This window comes from Pseudomonas sp. 44 R 15 (assembly GCF_900004965.1).
Taxonomy (GTDB): domain Bacteria; phylum Pseudomonadota; class Gammaproteobacteria; order Pseudomonadales; family Pseudomonadaceae; genus Aquipseudomonas; species Aquipseudomonas orientalis_A.
The window spans coordinates 23,859-40,857 of the sequence record NZ_CVTU01000114.1; the positions used below are offsets into that span (position 1 = coordinate 23,859).

General features: G+C 60.6%; 19 protein-coding genes. 13 read left to right on the top strand and 6 right to left on the bottom strand.

Going from position 1 to position 16,999, the window contains the following annotated elements; genetic code table 11:
• The first annotated feature begins 33 nt into the window (after positions 1-33).
• The 3 genes from BFP93_RS22650 (at position 34) to BFP93_RS22660 (ending at position 4,058) form a co-directional block, all read left to right on the top strand.
• A complete protein-coding gene (locus BFP93_RS22650) occupies positions 34-1,206 on the top strand; it encodes a sensor histidine kinase (protein ID WP_065895011.1) in 1,173 nt (390 codons plus the stop codon).
• A gap of 121 nt (positions 1,207-1,327) precedes the next feature.
• Complete coding sequence (locus BFP93_RS22655) at positions 1,328-2,356, top strand: transporter (RefSeq protein ID WP_065887744.1); 1,029 nt, start codon at positions 1,328-1,330, stop codon at positions 2,354-2,356.
• A 97-nt stretch (positions 2,357-2,453) separates the two neighbouring features.
• The gene (locus BFP93_RS22660) at positions 2,454-4,058 is read left to right on the top strand and encodes an inorganic phosphate transporter (RefSeq protein WP_065895012.1); all 1,605 of its coding nucleotides are present in this window, start codon (positions 2,454-2,456) and stop codon (positions 4,056-4,058) included.
• 177 nt (positions 4,059-4,235) lie between these two features.
• Here BFP93_RS22660 and BFP93_RS22665 read toward each other — a convergent pair whose 3' ends face one another.
• A complete protein-coding gene (locus BFP93_RS22665) occupies positions 4,236-5,132 on the bottom strand; it encodes a LysR family transcriptional regulator (protein WP_065895013.1) in 897 nt (298 codons plus the stop codon).
• Positions 5,133-5,237: 105 nt separating this feature from the next.
• On the opposite strand from BFP93_RS22665, the gene BFP93_RS22670 reads away from it, so the two are divergent.
• Entirely contained in the window at positions 5,238-5,999 is a 762-nt protein-coding gene (locus BFP93_RS22670; protein ID WP_065895014.1) for an SDR family NAD(P)-dependent oxidoreductase, read from the top strand.
• Between the two features lie 11 nt (positions 6,000-6,010).
• Here the strand turns inward: BFP93_RS22670 and BFP93_RS22675 are convergent, their stop codons facing one another.
• Entirely contained in the window at positions 6,011-6,448 is a 438-nt protein-coding gene (locus BFP93_RS22675; RefSeq protein WP_065895015.1) for a multidrug/biocide efflux PACE transporter, read from the bottom strand.
• An 88-nt stretch (positions 6,449-6,536) separates the two neighbouring features.
• Here BFP93_RS22675 and BFP93_RS22680 point away from each other — a divergent pair, with 88 nt between their 5' ends.
• From BFP93_RS22680 to BFP93_RS22695, 4 genes are all read left to right on the top strand, one after another.
• Positions 6,537-7,391 (top strand): LysR family transcriptional regulator, encoded by an 855-nt coding sequence (locus BFP93_RS22680; protein ID WP_065895016.1) that lies wholly within the window; start codon positions 6,537-6,539, stop codon positions 7,389-7,391.
• Positions 7,392-7,484: 93 nt separating this feature from the next.
• Positions 7,485-7,979 carry a GNAT family N-acetyltransferase gene (locus BFP93_RS22685; protein ID WP_065895140.1) on the top strand — a complete coding sequence of 165 codons (495 nt, stop codon included), beginning with the start codon at positions 7,485-7,487 and terminating at the stop codon, positions 7,977-7,979.
• Positions 7,980-8,135: 156 nt separating this feature from the next.
• The gene (locus tag BFP93_RS22690; protein ID WP_065895017.1) at positions 8,136-8,387 is read left to right on the top strand and encodes a hypothetical protein; all 252 of its coding nucleotides are present in this window, start codon (positions 8,136-8,138) and stop codon (positions 8,385-8,387) included.
• A gap of 268 nt (positions 8,388-8,655) precedes the next feature.
• Entirely contained in the window at positions 8,656-8,898 is a 243-nt protein-coding gene (locus BFP93_RS22695; protein WP_065895018.1) for a hypothetical protein, read from the top strand.
• 60 nt (positions 8,899-8,958) lie between these two features.
• On the opposite strand, the gene BFP93_RS22700 is transcribed toward BFP93_RS22695, so the two are convergent.
• Positions 8,959-9,441 (bottom strand): GyrI-like domain-containing protein, encoded by a 483-nt coding sequence (locus tag BFP93_RS22700; protein WP_065895019.1) that lies wholly within the window; start codon positions 9,439-9,441, stop codon positions 8,959-8,961.
• 195 nt (positions 9,442-9,636) lie between these two features.
• Between BFP93_RS22700 and alaC the strand changes: the two genes are divergently transcribed.
• Positions 9,637-10,854, top strand: coding sequence for an alanine transaminase (gene alaC, locus BFP93_RS22705; RefSeq protein WP_065895020.1), 1,218 nt, complete (start codon positions 9,637-9,639; stop codon positions 10,852-10,854).
• 346 nt (positions 10,855-11,200) lie between these two features.
• Here the strand turns inward: alaC and BFP93_RS28715 are convergent, their stop codons facing one another.
• The 3 genes from BFP93_RS28715 to BFP93_RS22715 form a co-directional block, all read right to left on the bottom strand.
• A complete protein-coding gene (locus BFP93_RS28715; protein ID WP_141688004.1) occupies positions 11,201-11,527 on the bottom strand; it encodes a hypothetical protein in 327 nt (108 codons plus the stop codon).
• Positions 11,528-11,636: 109 nt separating this feature from the next.
• The gene (locus tag BFP93_RS22710) at positions 11,637-12,989 is read right to left on the bottom strand and encodes a GntP family permease (protein ID WP_065887726.1); all 1,353 of its coding nucleotides are present in this window, start codon (positions 12,987-12,989) and stop codon (positions 11,637-11,639) included.
• Between the two features lie 82 nt (positions 12,990-13,071).
• Positions 13,072-13,605, bottom strand: a complete 534-nt coding sequence (locus tag BFP93_RS22715; protein WP_065895021.1) for a gluconokinase — start codon at positions 13,603-13,605, stop codon at positions 13,072-13,074.
• Between the two features lie 213 nt (positions 13,606-13,818).
• Here BFP93_RS22715 and BFP93_RS22720 point away from each other — a divergent pair, with 213 nt between their 5' ends.
• From BFP93_RS22720 to BFP93_RS22735, 4 genes are all read left to right on the top strand, one after another.
• Entirely contained in the window at positions 13,819-14,850 is a 1,032-nt protein-coding gene (locus BFP93_RS22720) for a LacI family DNA-binding transcriptional regulator (RefSeq protein ID WP_163001601.1), read from the top strand.
• Positions 14,851-15,162: 312 nt separating this feature from the next.
• Complete coding sequence (locus BFP93_RS22725; RefSeq protein ID WP_065895023.1) at positions 15,163-15,402, top strand: DUF6124 family protein; 240 nt, start codon at positions 15,163-15,165, stop codon at positions 15,400-15,402.
• Positions 15,403-15,587: 185 nt separating this feature from the next.
• Complete coding sequence (locus BFP93_RS22730; RefSeq protein WP_065895024.1) at positions 15,588-16,220, top strand: glutathione S-transferase family protein; 633 nt, start codon at positions 15,588-15,590, stop codon at positions 16,218-16,220.
• A gap of 16 nt (positions 16,221-16,236) precedes the next feature.
• Positions 16,237-16,974 (top strand): NAD-dependent epimerase/dehydratase family protein, encoded by a 738-nt coding sequence (locus BFP93_RS22735; RefSeq protein WP_065895025.1) that lies wholly within the window; start codon positions 16,237-16,239, stop codon positions 16,972-16,974.
• The last annotated feature ends 25 nt before the right edge of the window (positions 16,975-16,999 follow it).

Genomic DNA, 16,999 nt, shown 5'->3' on the forward strand with positions numbered 1-16,999 from the left:
TACGCTGCCGTCATCGCCAATATGAGAACGTCCATGGGGCAGAAAACCGCCGACATCGCCACCATCGGCCGAATCAGTGCCGTGCCCGCGATGCTTCGCGTCATCAGTGACATGACCGGCCTGCGCTTTGTCGCCGTCGCCCGAGTGACCGACAACACCTGGACCGCCTGCGCCGTGCTCGACCAACTGGCGTTCGGCCTGGACGTGGGGGGCGAACTGGACCTGACCACCACCATTTGCCATGAAATCCGCGGCTCCCATGTGTCCGTGGTGATCGATAATGCCAGTGAGGACCCGCTGTACCGCACACATCACACCCCACTGATGTACAGGTTCGAAAGCTACATCTCAGTCCCCGTGTTCCGTACCAACGGCAGTTTTTTCGGCACCATCTGCGCCCTCGATCCGAACCCCGCGCCGCTGCGCAGCAGCACCATCCAGTCCACCATGGAATCGTTCGCACGGGTCTTATCGCTGCAAATCGAAGCCGAGGAAAACCAGCAGAGCACCGAAGACACCCTGCGCGAAGAACGCAACACGGCGCAGCTGCGCGAACAATTCATCGCGGTGCTGGGTCACGATCTGCGCAACCCGCTGTTCGCCATCAACGTTGGCGCCGAACGCCTGCTGCGTAAGCACCCCCACCCTGCCACGGACAACATCGTGCGCCATATCCTGGCCAGCGGGCGCCGTGCAGCGCAGTTGGTAGAAGATGTTCTGGATTTTGCGCGCGGGCGGCTGGGCGGCGGTATTCCATTGCAGTTGGGCAACTGCGAAGACTTGCAAACCGCCCTGCAGCAGGTGGTGGCGGAATTGCAGAGTGTGCATCCCGAGCGTGACATCCGTGCGCAGATCGGAATGGTCGAAGGCATCAGGGGTGACCGTGACCGATTGGCACAATTGCTGTCTAATCTGGTGGCCAATGCTGTCAGCCACGGTGCCCCTGACGGTCCCATCGAAGTGAGTGCGACAGTTGAACAGGCGCACTTCGAACTGGTGGTGAAAAACGCCGGGCAGATCAACCGGCAGGCGCTGCCGAGGCTGTTTGAACCCTACGCACGCCCCGCCACCGAAGGCCCGCAGGCCGGCCTTGGCCTGGGACTGTATATCGTCAAACAGATTGCCGACGCCCATGGCGGCGAACTGAGCGTTTGCAGCAGTGAACTGCAGGGCACGGTGTTCACCTTCCGCCTGCCAGTGGCGTGAGCCAGCACCCAGGCGCGCCGCCCGCGCCTGGATAAGCCGTCATAAAAACGTCAGATTTGCCTGCAATGATGGGCCACGCGACCTGTGAAATGTCCTACAGGCTTTTTCTGTGCGAGCCCCCATGAACCACAGCATTGATCACGCCCACCAGGATCCCGACCTGTTTGGCCTGCTTTACGGTTTCCGCTTTCTGCCCGGCGAAAAAGGCCAGCAGATTGATTCCGCTACCGCCCTGCAATGCCTGCAACAACCCGGTGACCCGCAGGAATTTCTCTGGCTGCACCTGAACCTGGCCCATGCCGCCTGTGAGCGCTGGATGCAAGCGCACCTGGAACTGCCCGAAGAGTTCTTCGAAGCGCTGCACGAAGGTTCGCGCTCCACGCGCATCGAGCATGTCGATTCGGCCCTGCTGGCGGTGGTCAACGATGTGGTGTTCAACTTCAGCAGCATGGTCTCCTCGGATATATCCACCTTGTGGGTGTGTGCGCGCAGTCGCCTGCTGATCAGTGCGCGCCTGCAACCGCTGCACTCGGTGGATAAGTTGCGCTCGTCGGTGAAGGCCGGTGAACGTTTTCGCTCGCCGCTGGAGTTGCTGGTGCATTTGCTGCGCGACCAGGGCGAAGTGCTGACCCAGATCGTGCGCAAGACCAGCCTCAGCGTCGATCATATCGAAGACCAGTTGCTGTCCTCGCGCCTGTCCACCAACCGCGCCGAACTCGGTGCCGCGCGTCGCGTGCTGGTGCGTTTGCAACGCCTGCTGGCGCTGGAACCGGGTTCGCTGTTGCGCCTGCTCAACCGGCCGCCGCAATGGCTGCAAAAGGAAGACGTGAAGGAGTTGCGCAAATCCACCGAAGAGTTCGCGCTGATCATCAACGACCTCACGGCCCTGGGCGAGCGCATCAAGCTGTTGCAGGAAGAGATCGCCGCCAACCTCAACGAGCAGAGCAACCGCACGCTGTTCACCCTCACGGTGGTGACGGTGCTGGCGCTGCCGATCAATATCATCGCCGGCTTTTTCGGCATGAATGTGGGTGGGGTGCCGCTGTCCCAGGACCCGGAAGGCTTTTGGATATTGGTCGCGCTGGTGGCGACCTTCACCCTGATTGCCGGGCGCTGGGCATTCAGAAAGCGTAAGGATTTAATGAACTGAAAGGCCCTCCCCCACCTGAACACTGACCTGCCGCAGCATCTCTGTAACAATTTGCAATGATCATGAACGCCATCCTCCTCACACTGGATGCTCCGGCATGGCCACCCCTTCCCTGACAGCCTCACCCTCCGCCCCCAAACCGCGCCTGGACACCAAGCCCGGCCTGGTTACGGTGATCATGTTCTTCGCCGTGCTCGCCATGGGCCTGCTGTTCACCGCTTACAGCCTGATGCACGACATGCACGAAATGGGCGCCCAGCTCACCACGTGGACGCCGTTCCTGCTGCTCGGCGTGGCGCTGTTGATCGCCCTGGGCTTTGAGTTCGTCAACGGCTTTCACGACACCGCCAATGCGGTGGCCACGGTGATCTACACCAACTCGCTGCCGCCGCATTTCGCGGTGGTGTGGTCGGGCTTTTTCAATTTTCTCGGCGTGCTGCTGTCCAGCGGCGCGGTGGCGTTCGGCATCATTGCCCTGCTGCCGGTGGAGTTGATTCTGCAGGTGGGCTCTTCGGCCGGCTTCGCCATGATCTTCGCCCTGCTGATCGCCGCGATCCTGTGGAACCTCGGCACCTGGTGGCTGGGTTTGCCGGCGTCGTCGTCCCACACGCTGATCGGCTCGATCATTGGTGTCGGCGTGGCGAATGCGTTGATGCATGGCCGCGATGGCACCAGTGGCGTGGATTGGAGCCAGGCGGCCAAGATCGGTTACGCGCTGCTGTTGTCGCCGCTGATCGGCTTTGCGTTTGCCGCCTTGCTGTTGCTGGCGCTGCGCGCCTTCGTGAAGAACCGCGCGCTGTACAAAGCGCCCAAGGGCGACACCCCGCCGCCGTGGTGGATTCGCGGCATGCTGATCGTCACGTGCACCGGTGTGTCGTTCGCCCACGGCTCCAACGATGGGCAAAAAGGCATGGGCCTGATCATGCTGATTCTGGTGGGCACGTTGCCGATGGCCTACGCGCTGAACCGCACCATGCCGGCCGATCAGTCACTGCAATTTGCAGCGGTGGCGGAAGTCACCCAGGCCGCATTGGTGAAATCCGCACCGCAGCCGGCTCCCGGCGATTCACGAGCAACCTTATCCACTTACGTGCGCACCAAAGAAGCCACCCCGGAACTGGTGCCCGCCCTTGCCGCCATCACCGGGCACATCGGCGCCGAAGTCAAAGGCTATGGCTCCCTTGCCGCGGTACCGGCTGAAGCCGTGGGCAACGTGCGTAACGACATGTACCTGACCAGCGAAACCATTCGCCTGATGGACAAGGGCAAGGTCGGCAATTTCGACGCCGACACCCAGGGCAAGCTGCAACTGTTCAAGCAACAGATCGACAGCGCCACGCGCTTTATCCCGCTGTGGGTCAAGATCGCAGTGGCCATCGCCCTGGGGCTTGGCACCATGGTCGGCTGGAAGCGCATCGTGGTGACGGTGGGCGAGAAGATCGGCAAGACCCACCTGACGTACGCCCAGGGCGCCTCGGCCGAGACCGTGGCGATGCTGACCATTGGCGCGGCGGACATGTTCGGTTTGCCGGTATCGACCACCCATGTGTTGTCATCGGGCGTGGCCGGGACCATGGTAGCCAACGGCGGCGGCTTGCAGATGCGCACCATCCGCAATTTGCTGATGGCCTGGGTACTGACGTTGCCGGCGGCGATTGTGTTGTCGGGCAGCCTTTACTGGCTGTTCACCCAACTGTTCTGACCCACCCTCAATCGAATGTAGGAGCGAGCTTGCTCGCGAAAAACTTACAAGCACCGCGCTCATTCAGAAAGCACGCGTTATCGTTGACGTTTTTCGCGAGCAAGAGCTAGGCGCCCCCCTCGCTCCTACAGAAAGCGTGATAGGGCAAGCTCTTTCCCACATTGTTGGCGGCGCAAGTTAAAGATGGGCTTGCAGGGTGGCCGCCAACCACTCCATGAACACACGCACGCGCAACGGCAAATGCCGCTGGCCGGCGTAAAGCAAGGACACGTCCAAAGGCGGTGCCGGGTAATCGGCCAGCACCGCGACCAATTCGCCACTGGCCAGCAAATCGCGAATGCCCAGCCGCGGCACTTGGATAATGCCAAAGCCGCCCAGGCACGCCGCCTGGTACGCATCGGTGCTGCTGACGGTCACCCGCCCGGCCATTGGCAGCCGCAGCACCTTGTTGCCTTGCAGGTACTCGAACCCCGCCGAGCGTGCGCCCAGCGGCCGCACGTAATGCACCAACTGATGATGTTGCAGGTCAGCCAGGGTGCGCGGAACGCCGTGACGCTGCACGTACCCCGCGCTCACACAATTGGCCATCTGCATGCTGCACACCCGCCGCGCCACCACGCTCTGGTCGGGCTGGGCGCCCACGCGCACAACACAGTCGAAGCCTTCGGCGATCAGGTCCACCTGGCGGTCCGAGCTGCCGATTTGCATCTCGATCAGGGGGTGGCGCTCCATGAACGGGGGCAAGTTGGGCACGATCAGCGTGCGCGCTATCACGTTGGGCATGTCCACCCGTATGCGCCCGGCCAACTGGGTTTCGTCCTGTCGAAACAGCCCCTCCAGTTCCTCCATGTGCGCCAGCAAATCCTTGCTGCGCTCATACAACACCTGGCCGTCCTGGGTGGCCTGCACCTTGCGCGTGGTGCGTTGCAACAGGCGTGCACCGAGCAGTTCTTCCAGGGCGCGCACCTGTTCGGACACGGTGGAGCGCGGCAAGCCAAGGCTTTCACCGGCCTGGGTAAAGCTCGACAGCTCGGTCACGCGCACAAACGTGCGCAGCAGCTCAAGTTTATTCATGGGATTGTTCGCCCTGTTCGACCAGTGATTCCGGTATAGCGCTGTTTATCACGTTATGGGCGGACAAATACACTCAGTCCCATCATCACCCAAGAGGACTGCACCATGACCCCACGTAAAATCGCACTGATCACCGGCGCCAGCCGTGGCCTGGGCAAAAGCGCTGCGCTGCACCTTGCCGCCCAGGGTGTCGATATCCTCGGCACTTACCACAGCAGGGCCGATGAGGCGCAGGCGTTAGTGACGCAAATCGAACAACTGGGCGGCCGCGCGGCGATGTTGCAACTGGATGTGAGCCAGAGCGCGACGTTTGCAGGCTTTGCCGATCAAGTGACTGACGCGCTCAAGGATGTGTTCGCACAGGATCAGTTTGATTTTCTGGTCAACAACGCCGGTATCGGTATTCACGCAAGCTTTGCCGAAACCACCGAAGCCCAGTTCGACCAACTGGTCGCTATCCAATTCAAGGGGCCGTTTTTTCTGACCCAGAAGCTGTTGCCGTTGATTCGCGACGGTGGGCGCATTCTCAATGTGTCCAGCGGCCTGGCGCGCTTCAGCCTGCCGGGCTACGCGGCCTACGCGGCGATGAAGGGCGCGATGGAAGTGCTGACCCGCTACCAGGCCAAGGAGCTCGGCGCGCGTGGCATCAGCGTGAATATCCTCGCCCCTGGCGCGATTGAAACCGACTTCGGCGGCGGAGCGGTACGCGATAACGCCAACCTCAATGCCATGGTCGCCAACAACACCGCCCTGGGCCGCGCCGGTTTGCCCGACGATATTGGCGGGGCCGTGGCGCTGCTGCTGGCCGATGGAGGCCAATGGATCACCGGCCAGCGGATCGAGGCCTCGGGCGGCATGTTTCTGTAAGCGGCTGGCGACTACAGGGCGATTGGCGTTTTGCGGGTGACTCGTTCCCGAATCACGTCATACGCCCAGTGGTACACATAGGTGTATGGCAGGAAGAACAGCAGCACGCCAATGTCGAGGATGAACGCCTCCAACAGGCTGGTCTTCATCAATGCGGCAATCAACGGCACCGCCAGCAGGATCAACCCGCCTTCGAACAGCAGCGCGTGCAGCACTCGCGTGCGGCCACCGTTGGACAGGTGCAGGCGCGCTTTAAGGCGGTCGAACAGGCTGTTGAACATGACGTTCCAGCTCAGCGCCAGCAAGCTGACGCCCAAGGTCACCGTGCCCATTTCCAAGGCCGGTCGACCGGTCACCCAGACCAGCAAAGGCGTACAGATCAATAAGGCCAAACCTTCAAACCCCAAGGCCTGGAAAACACGTTCAGTAATCGACTTGGTAGGGTGCATGACCCGGCTCCGTGAGTGACGATGGTTGCCATGATCACGCCCCAGGCCGATACTTCATAACCAATAACCATCGATCAAGGCGATAGTCATGGCCTCCCATGAAGTGCTCCAGGCGTTTGTCCAGGCCGCCACCCAGGGGTCGTTTTCCGCCGCCGCCCGCAAGCTGGGCAAGAGCCAGTCCACCATCAGCGCAGCGGTGGCCAGCCTGGAAATCGACCTGGATGTGGTGTTGTTCGATCGCGGCAGCCGCAAGCCGACGCTGACCCCGGCCGGCCAGGTGCTGTTGCAGCGTGCCGAACAGGTGCTGGAAGCCAGCAGCCGGCTGGAACTGGCGGCCAGTCAATTGGCCCGGGGGCTGGAGCCGAAGCTGAGTATCGCCATGTCCGATACCTATCAGTCCGATCGTTTCGAAGTCGCCCTCAGCGCTTTTGAACAACGCTACCCGGACCTTGAGTTGGAATGCCTGATCGCCGAATGCGAAGACCTGATCGCCCTGGTGCAAAGTGGCCGGGCGCACATCGCGTTTATCGAGCAGCAGCAGGTTTATCCCCCGGACCTCAGTTGCTCGACGATTGAGGACAGCACCGAGATCGCCCTGTTCGTCTCGCCCAGACACCCGCTGGCGAGCCAGGCCGGTCTTGATCCGCATACCCTGCAAGCACATCGGGAACTGCGCCTGGCAAGCGTCATCAACCCTGACGAAAACCGTGGCGCCCAACGCGTGTGGTCGGCACCAAGCTACCTGATGCTGATGGAGATGGCGCAACTGGGCTTTGGCTGGGGCCCCATACCGCGCTGGTTGGTGGAGCGCTTCGGCGACAACCGGCTGGTCGAGCTCAAGGTGCGCGGTTGGCCACGCTCGGTGGCGGTGGATGCGCTGTGGTCGCGACAACAACCGCCGGGCCCGGCGGGGAGTTGGTTGTTGGCAAAGATGCTCGAGTGAGCCATGAGGACCGGCGTATGCAAGGGGCACGAGCGCTATAAGCGGATGAGGTAGAATTCCCGCCCCTTCGTAGGAATTTTGGATATGCCGCCCATGCAAACCCGCCTCGCCCCCTACGAAACGCTGAACGTTCTGCAAAAACAGCAACTGGATGGCCTGACGGTGCACCCCGAGCAACTGGCGTACTCCGGTGATATCTATTGCGCGCTGAACAGCCTGCTGGTCAATCCCAACCCCGACAGCGTCAAAGGCTTCGCCCTCCTCGCGGGCGACGTGCCCGTGGCGTTCCTGCTGCTCAAACGCCCGCCGTGCCTGCCCCATTGGGCAGATGAACACAGCGCCACCTTGCATGCATTGCAGGTGGATCGGCATCAGCAAGGGCGCGGCTACGGCAAAATCTGTCTGCAGATGCTGCCTGCAGCGGCGCTACAGGCATGGCCGCAGATCAAGGCGCTGGAATTGTCGGTGGATGCGGACAATGTGGCGGCGATGGGGTTGTATCTGGGGGCTGGTTGGGTGGACAGCGGTGAGGCATACAAAGGGCGGGTCGGGTATGAGCGCAGGCTGAGCTGGGAGTTTGCAAGGTGAGTGGCGATCCAACCCGAAGATCCCTCGACTTGTCTACTGTGATAGTTGCCAGCTGCGCATGAGGGCCCACCCGTTGTTCAATAGGACTCCATCGTCGTCGCGTTGAGCGGTTATCAAGCAGGTATGGAAACCTCTACCCCCTCAAGGAGCAGACTCATGAGCATTCCAGCCAGACGCTCGAACATCGATGCCAATTCCGCAGGCAGCAAGGATCTGAGCTTCGGTAATACCCTTCCTAAAACAGGCGAGAGCTTTTTTTCGCAGATCACCGGCATTTCTGCATTACGAGACGATGGTTCAATTATCACGGCAGGCATTTGCTATTTTGAAAACCTGCCCTACATCGCCGTGTTCATCCATAACGCCGACGGTGAGCTCGACCCCGAGCATTCACCCATGTTTATATGACGCAAGTGGTGAGCCTGATGTCGAATTTGGTGAAAGAGGCGAGAAAGCCCTGGGGCAAAACCTCACTGTCTCGGCTCTGGCTCTCGGCCCTCAAGGCTCTATTGGGGTCGTAGGGGCGAGTCGCTTCCCCCCCGATGAGCAGAATTTCATCACGAAACTCCAGCCCAATGGCTCATTCAGCCAGGAATTCAACAACGGCTCCCCGAAGGTCACCGATGACAATAATACGGGTGCTTACACAAGTCTGATATTTCAAGACGATGGAAAAATGGTTGCCCTGGCCAGGGACTACGCAAGGGGCAGCTACGTCAATCTGGTCAGGCATACGCTGGGCGGATACTGGGACACCCTGTTCGGTATCGGCGGCGTCGCCGAGGCCTATAGAGTCCCGCAAGGCCGTCCCCTGACCGCCTTCGTGGACAAGCTTGAATGGGTTTCGGGCCACGGCAAGCTGCAGATTTCCGGCAATGTGTCCGGGGGATCGTTCATTGGGCGCGTGCTGAGTGTGTAGAGCCCGTCTCACTGCCCGACCAGGCACTGACAGGGGCCACTCCATCGGCCCCTGTTCCGATCAGACCTTTTGCCCAACCGGCAACCAGATCTCCACCGTCCCGGTGCCCTTCCTCGCATCAAAATCCGCGCTATAGCGCTCGAAATCCGCCCCCATCACCTTGTAGCCCGAGTGCGGCAGCCACTCGAACATGATGCGCTCGTAGGTTTGCTCAAGCGCCTGCACCGCCCCGTGATGAGGGAACACGGCATAGTTCAGTGGTGGAATTTCAATGAACTGGAAATTGCCCGGTACATCGCTTTTGGTGGGGACTTCAACACCGGCCATGTAGTCGAATTCGCCATGCCTGGGATTATGGCAAACCCCGTAGGTCACGCCGCCGACACGCTTTTTGATGTCCTTGATACAGCTGTCGAACAATTCCCGTAGCCGCGGAATGTCCCCCACGGTGGCTTTCGAATAACGCCCCTGGACGCCTGCGATCACCAGGGCCTTGCCGGCTTCCATGCGTGGTTCCAACGGTTGTCTTGTCTGCTGATCCATACGAACAGTCTCCTTCTTATGAGGGAACAAACCCGCAACGAGTATAGGGGCATATCCGCGCCGTACTCCATGCAGAAATTTTTCCTACGCATATGGACAACTTGCCATCATCGACCGTATTGTCTGCCCCGCAGGCCACCGCAGTGGCCGACGTCGCTCGGACGGTTCCGGGCGCTTACGTACCTCGAGGCAACAATGGCAGACCAAGGTTCGCCGCGCCGCTTTGCGCGCATAGATCGACTCCCCCCTTACGTGTTCAATATCACTGCCGAGCTGAAGATGGCTGCGCGTCGGCGCGGCGAAGACATCATCGACTTGAGCATGGGTAACCCCGACGGCGCCACGCCACCGCACATCGTCGAGAAAATGGTCACCGTCGCCCAGCGCGAAGACACCCACGGCTACTCCACCTCCAAAGGCATTCCGCGCCTGCGCCGGGCGATTTCGCGCTGGTACAAGGACCGTTATGAAGTGGATATCGACCCCGAAACCGAGGCCATCGTCACCATCGGTTCCAAGGAAGGCCTCGCGCACTTGATGCTGGCCACCCTCGACCAGGGCGACACCGTACTGGTGCCGAACCCGAGCTACCCGATTCACATCTACGGTGCCGTGATTGCCGGCGCCCAGGTGCGCTCGGTGCCGCTGGTGCCCGGCGTGGACTTCTTCGCCGAACTGGAGCGGGCGATTCGCGGTTCGATCCCCAAGCCGAAGATGATGATCCTGGGCTTTCCGTCCAACCCGACCGCGCAGTGCGTGGAGCTGGACTTCTTCGAGCGCGTGATCGCCCTGGCCAAGCAGTACGACGTACTGGTGGTGCACGACCTAGCCTACGCCGACATCGTCTACGACGGCTGGAAAGCGCCATCGATCATGCAGGTGCCGGGCGCCAAGGACATTGCGGTGGAGTTTTTCACCCTGTCCAAGAGCTACAACATGGCGGGCTGGCGCATTGGCTTCATGGTGGGCAACCCGGAACTGGTCAACGCCCTGGCGCGGATCAAGAGTTACCACGACTACGGCACCTTCACCCCGCTGCAGGTGGCGGCAATTGCGGCGCTGGAAGGCGATCAACAGTGCGTGAAAGACATCGCCGAGCAGTATCGCCAGCGCCGTAATGTGTTGGTCAAGGGCCTGCATGAGCTGGGTTGGATGGTGGAAAATCCGAAGGCATCAATGTATGTCTGGGCCAAAATTCCCGAGCAATATGCCGCCATGGGTTCGCTGGAATTCGCCAAGAAGCTGCTGCTGGAAGCCAAGGTGTGTGTGTCGCCGGGGATCGGGTTTGGCGAGTATGGGGATGATCACGTGCGCTTTGCGCTGATCGAAAACCAGGACCGGATTCGCCAGGCGGTGCGAGGGATTCGCGGGATGTTCAGGGCCGATGGAATAGCACCGAAAGCCAGCGTCTGACTCGGTCAACATGTGGGAGGGGGCTTGCCCCCGATGGCAGTGGTTCAGTCACCAGATACAGTGACTGACACTCCGCTATCGGGGGCAAGCCCCCTCCCACATTTGACTGGGTGGCCACATAGGAAGCTGCGGTGCGGCCTACACCACCAACGACAGTGGTGGAGAATCCCAAAGCGTCGATGTATGGCTGGGCCTGAATTCGCCAGGCGGTGCGAGGGATTCGCGGGATGTTCAGGGTCGATGGGTTAGTTAAAAAAACAGGCGGGTAAGCGACGCAATGAGGGTTCTGTCAGGCCCTTACTGGCGCGGGCCTGACAGATTAAAGAGTCGCCGTATGAACGCCCGTTCAAATCACTTCAAATGACAGGGGGTTCGTTGGATGGGAAATCTGCGGTCCAGAATGCGTATAAGCACTGATCTTGTAAGACCCCCGCCCCATGGAATGCTTGCTCAAGGAAAACTCCCACTCAGTCGGAAACGTAACCTGCGCAGTACCAAATTGTTGATAGGGCGAGTTGCTATTGTTCACCACAACTGCCGCTCCGCCAGGAGAAGCCCACCCTCTTATCACGAAATCTGCAGCGACCCTGTCCCCCTCCTTCAGGTTTTGAATAATAGGCGTCGGCACTAAGACTTTTGAGTCACTTTCTGGCTTATAACTGTCGTTTTCCATGATTTTTCCTCCAATGCTCGTCAAAAATGACGAGCTTCGGAGTCGTTTTAGAAGTCTTCGTGATCCCTCGATACTGTGAAAACTACCGGTTGCGACAGGTGGTTGAGGCCTACACCACCAACGACAGCAACATGATGAAGATCAGCGCCACCACCGACAGAATGGTTTCCATCGCCGTCCAGGTCTTGAAGGTCTCGGCCACGGTCATGTTGAAGTACTGCTTGACCAGCCAGAACCCCGCATCGTTGACGTGAGACAGGATCAACGACCCAGCCCCCGTCGCCAGCACCAGCAGTTCACGGTTAACCCCTGGAATCATGCCCACCACCGGCACCACGATGCCCGCGCCGGTAATGGTCGCCACGGTGGCCGAACCGGTGGCCACGCGAATCACCGCCGCCACCAGCCACGCCAGCAGAATCGGGTTGATCTGGGCGTTTACCGCCATGTGGCCGATGACGTCACCCACGCCGCTGGTCACCAGCATCTGCTTGAAGCCACCACCGGCACCGATGATCAGGATGATCGCGGCGGTCGGCGCAAGGCTGGCGTCGAGCAGTTTGAGGATCTGCTTGGAATGGATGCCCTGGCGATGGCCGAAGGTGTACAGCGACAGCAGCAATGCCAGCAACAGCGCGGTGATCGGGTGACCGATCATGTCCATCCAGTTGCGCACCACGTTGCCTTCGGCAAAGGCGATGTCGGCGAAGGTTTTGAGCAGCATCAGGAACACCGGCAGCAGCACGGTGACCAGGGTGATGGCGAAGCTGGGCAGCGCCTTGTTATCGGTCTCGCGGGCCAGTTGGTCGACCAGTTCCTGGGACGGGTTGCCCGGGATGTACTTGGCGATGAACGTACCGAAGATCGGGCCCGCAATGATGGCGGTCGGCAAAGCGACGATCAGGCCATACAGGATGGTCTTGCCGATGTCCGCGCCAAACACGCCGATGGCCAGCAGCGGGCCCGGGTGCGGGGGTACCAGACCGTGTACGGCCGAGAGGCCAGCCAGCAACGGGATGCCGATCTTGATCAGCGACACACCGGTACGCCGCGCCACGATGAACACCAGCGGGATCAGCAGCACAAAGCCGATCTCGAAGAACAGCGGGATGCCCACCAGGAACGCGGCGAACATCATGGCCCACTGGACCTTTTCCTTGCCGAAGGCGCGGATCAGGGTCTGGGCGATCTGATCGGCACCGCCGGACTCGGCCATCATCTTGCCGAGCATGGTCCCCAGCGCGAGGATGATGCCGACAAAACCGAGCACGCCGCCGAAGCCGTCCTGGAACGCCTTGATGATCTTCTCCACGGGCATGCCCGAGGTCAGGCCGAGGAAGCCGGCCGCGATGATCAGTGCGATGAACGGGTGCACCTTGAACTTGGTGATCAGAACGATCAGGCCAATGATAGTGACGACTGCATCCAGCAGCAGATACGACTCGTGGGACATGCCAAACATGGGGATCTCTCCTGTTTGTTGTTGTTATTAAAGCGGGTGTTGAACTTCCTGCCGGGGATAGCGCTATCTTTCCGGCAAAAAATTAATGGGTAGGTTCAAAGCCGTGCTCGCGCCACCAGGCATTGGTCTGCTCGGCCAATGCCTCGACGCTGTCTTCGCTGGCATTGAGGGCCAGGGTCAGCGGCTCGCCCCTGGGCGACTCGAGGGTGGCGAACTGGCTGTCGATCAGGCTTGCCGGCATGAAATGGCCGGGGCGATGGGACACGCGGTCGGCGGCCACTTCACGGGTCAGCTCCAGGAATACAAAGCCCAGGCCCGGTGCGGCTTCGCGCAGGTGGTCACGGTATTTCCTTTTCAGCGCCGAACAGGTGAGCACTGGATGTTCACCGGCCTTGAGCGAGCGGCGCAATTCATCGCAGAGGATGTCGAGCCAGCCGGCGCGGTCGTCGTCGTTGAGGGGGTGGCCGGCGCTCATCTTTTCTATGTTCGCGGCGGGGTGAAAGCTGTCGCCTTCAATGGCGGTGGCACCGTTCAGGCGGCACAAGGCCTCGCTGACGCTGGACTTGCCACAGCCGGAAACACCCATGATGACCAGGGCGGTAACAGGTTGACTCATGAAACACCTCAGGACGCAGATAGCGCTACCTTTGCACAGCCTAAGGCTAGTGCAAAAACAGGCTTTTCCCGCGCCGTCTTGTCTTTTTTTATGGAGTGACGCGTGCATCCGCTCCAATCATTCGAACGGGATCAGGCAACCCAACGTTCAAGCATTTGCAGCCGTTTGGAGACAGCGCTACCTTAGTGCCTCGATTTTTGTTTGGCAAGCCGCCTGATGACCTCCAAGAACGATAAAAATACCCGCACCACCGGTCGCCCCACCTTGAATGAAGTTGCCCGTCTGGCCGGCGTCAGCCCGATCACCGCCTCCCGCGCCCTGCGTGGCATCAGCACGGTCGCCACCGAACTGGTGGAGAAAGTGCAGAAGGCCGCCGCCGAACTCAGCTACGTGGTCAACCCCGCCGCCCGCGCCCTGGCGTCGGCCCAGAGCCATTCGGTGGTGGTCTTGGTGCCGTCATTGTCCAACCTGCTGTTTATCGAAACCCTCGAAGCCATCCACCAGGTGCTGCGGCCCAAGGGCTTTGAAGTGCTGATCGGCAACTCCCACTACTGCCGCGACGAAGAAGAAAACCTGCTGCGCAACTACATGGCCTACCAGCCTCGCGGCTTGCTGCTGACCGGGTTCGACCGCACCGAAAGCGCGCGACGGATGGTCGAGACCAGCAATGTGCCGTGCGTATACATGATGGATCTGGACCCTAATGCCGGGGTGAACTGCGTGGGCTTCTCACAGCTGGCCGCAGGCGAAACAGCGGCGGCGCATTTACTGTCCCGTGGGCGCAAGCGCCTGGCCTACATCGGCGCGCAGTTGGACCAACGCACCTTGCTGCGTGGCGAAGGCTTCCGCCGCGCCTTGCAGCAAGCGGGCCTGTACGACCCGGCGCTGGAGCTTTTGACACCTCGCCCCTCCTCCGTGGGCCTGGGCGGCGAACTGTTCCTGCAATTGCTGGCGGCGCATCCGGACGTGGATGCCATTTTCTTCGGCAACGACGACCTGGCCCAGGGCGCCTTGCTCGAAGCCATGCGCCACGGCATCAAAGTGCCAGAGCGCGTGGCCGTGCTGGGCTTCAACGACCTGCCCGCCTCGTCGTTCATGGTGCCGCGCCTGAGCAGCATCAGCACGCCACGGGAAGCCATTGGCCGGCGCGCGGCGGAGCACTTGCTGACAATCATGGCGGGCAACCGGATCGCCAAGCCGGTGGTGGATATGGGGTTCGAGTTGCAGGTGCGCGAGAGTACGTAGGACGGCTGTAGGAAGCGGCTGACATTAAGGCAAGCGCCTTGCTCCGCTACCTACGCTTACGTCAGAATCGGCCGGCTTGTGTGCCTGGGTGGCGGTCTTTAAGGTTTGCCGGTCGCTGAATTTCTCGGTGATCGGGTTTAGTAGCCTGAGTTTGGTCACTCCAGGTGCATAAGTCTGCCCGCGTTAATGGCGGCTGTGCGTAGGGCACTTTCGAGTGCGCCGGCTTTGAGTGTCCACCGGTCTACTAACCTGCGTACAGCTGCCACCCTCGTTTAGTAGCGATACGGCGGCAGCCCATTCCAGGATGCTCTAATGATCAAAAAAATCGATACGCCGCCAACCACCCTCTTCACCCTCGTCCCCGATGTTTCCACCGAAACCCTGCTGATCAACAGCTACGAAACCGTATGCTCCGTCAGCACCTTGCTGCTCGACCTGTCCGATGACCTCACCGGCAAGCAGCGCGATATAGCACTCGCCATTCATCAACTGAGCGAGCTGAGCGTCTTGCTGGTGGGCAAAGCCATGGACCAGCACACACCACGCTGTTAAAGCCTGACTCAATCGAAAATGTGGGAGGGGGCTTGCCCCCGATTGCAGTGGGTCTGTCACAGATAAGTTGACTGACCCACCGCTATCGGGGGCAAGTCGAATCGTCGCACCGCCCCTCCCACATTTTTTAACCGTGCCCACTTGGCCCCTGCTAGATTAACCACTCTCCAAGCCAGGGAAGCACCATGGGACACTCACTGAAAATCTTGGGTCGCACCTCTTCCATCAACGTGCGAAAAGTACTCTGGACCTGCCAGGAACTGGGCATCGACTATGTGCGCGAGGACTGGGGCATCGGCTTCAAGCCCACCCAATCCACTGAGTTCCTCGCCCTGAACCCCAACGCCCAAATCCCCGTCTTGATCGATGACCACGGCGTGCTATGGGAGTCCAATACCATCTGCCGCTACCTCGTCGGCCTGTATCAACGCGCTGACTTGCTGCCCTTCGAGCCCGCGCCACGGGCCCGCGTCGAACAATGGATCGACTGGCAAGCCACCGAACTCAACCGTGCCTGGGGCGACGCATTCACCGCGCTGGTGCGTAACAATCCCGATGGGCTGGACGCGACACAGATTGCCGCCGCTGTGCAGGTCTGGAACGACAAGATGGGCATCCTCGAACAACAGTTGACCAGGACCGGCGCTTACGTAGCCGGCGACGAGTTCACCCTCGCCGATATCCTGATCGGCCTCTCGGTGCACCGCTGGCAGGTGACGCCCATGGAGCGTCCGCCCTACCCGGCCATCGCCGCCTACTACCAGCGGCTCAGCCAACATGCCGGTTTCAACACCTTCGCCCTCGACGGCCACAACTGAATACAGGGACACCCTCTTGAACGGACTCAACGTACTCCTCACCGGCGCCTGCGGCAGAATCGGCAAGACATTTTTCCAGGCGTCGAAAGATCGCTACCGTTTCACCCTCACTGACCGCATCGCGCCGGAGTTCGATTTGGCTGGACACCGCTTCATACACGCCGACCTCAGTGATAAATCCAGCCTCGCAGCCCTGCTCCAGGGCATCGATGTGATCGTGCACCTGTCGGGCATCCCCCACGCCAGCGCCTCGTTCGACGAACTGCTGCCCAACAACATCCTCGCCACTACCTATCTGTTCGAAGCCGCCGTGAACGCCGGCGTGCAGCGCCTGGTATTCGCCAGCAGCGCGCAAACCATCGAAGGCTACCCGGTGGATCGCCAGATCACGCCAGGCATGCCGGTGATGCCCGCCAACCTGTATGGCGTGAGCAAATGCTACGGCGAGGCGCTATGTGGCTACTATGCCGCCAAGACGGCGCTGTCGACCATCGCCGTGCGCATCGGCGCGTTTGAATTTCCCGAAACCCACGACCTGAACAACGCCCGCGACCTCAGCGCCTGGCTCAGCCCCCGCGATGCCGTGCAATTATTACAGCGTTCGGTTGAGGCCGAAGGCGTGAAACACTTGATCGCCCATGGCATCTCCAATAACCGTTTCAAACGCCTGGACCTGAGCGAGACAGTGCGTCTGCTTGACTACCAACCGCTGGACGATGCATTCGCACAGTTTGGGATACCGATAACTTATTGAACCAGCCGACCCGTTAGTCGGAAAC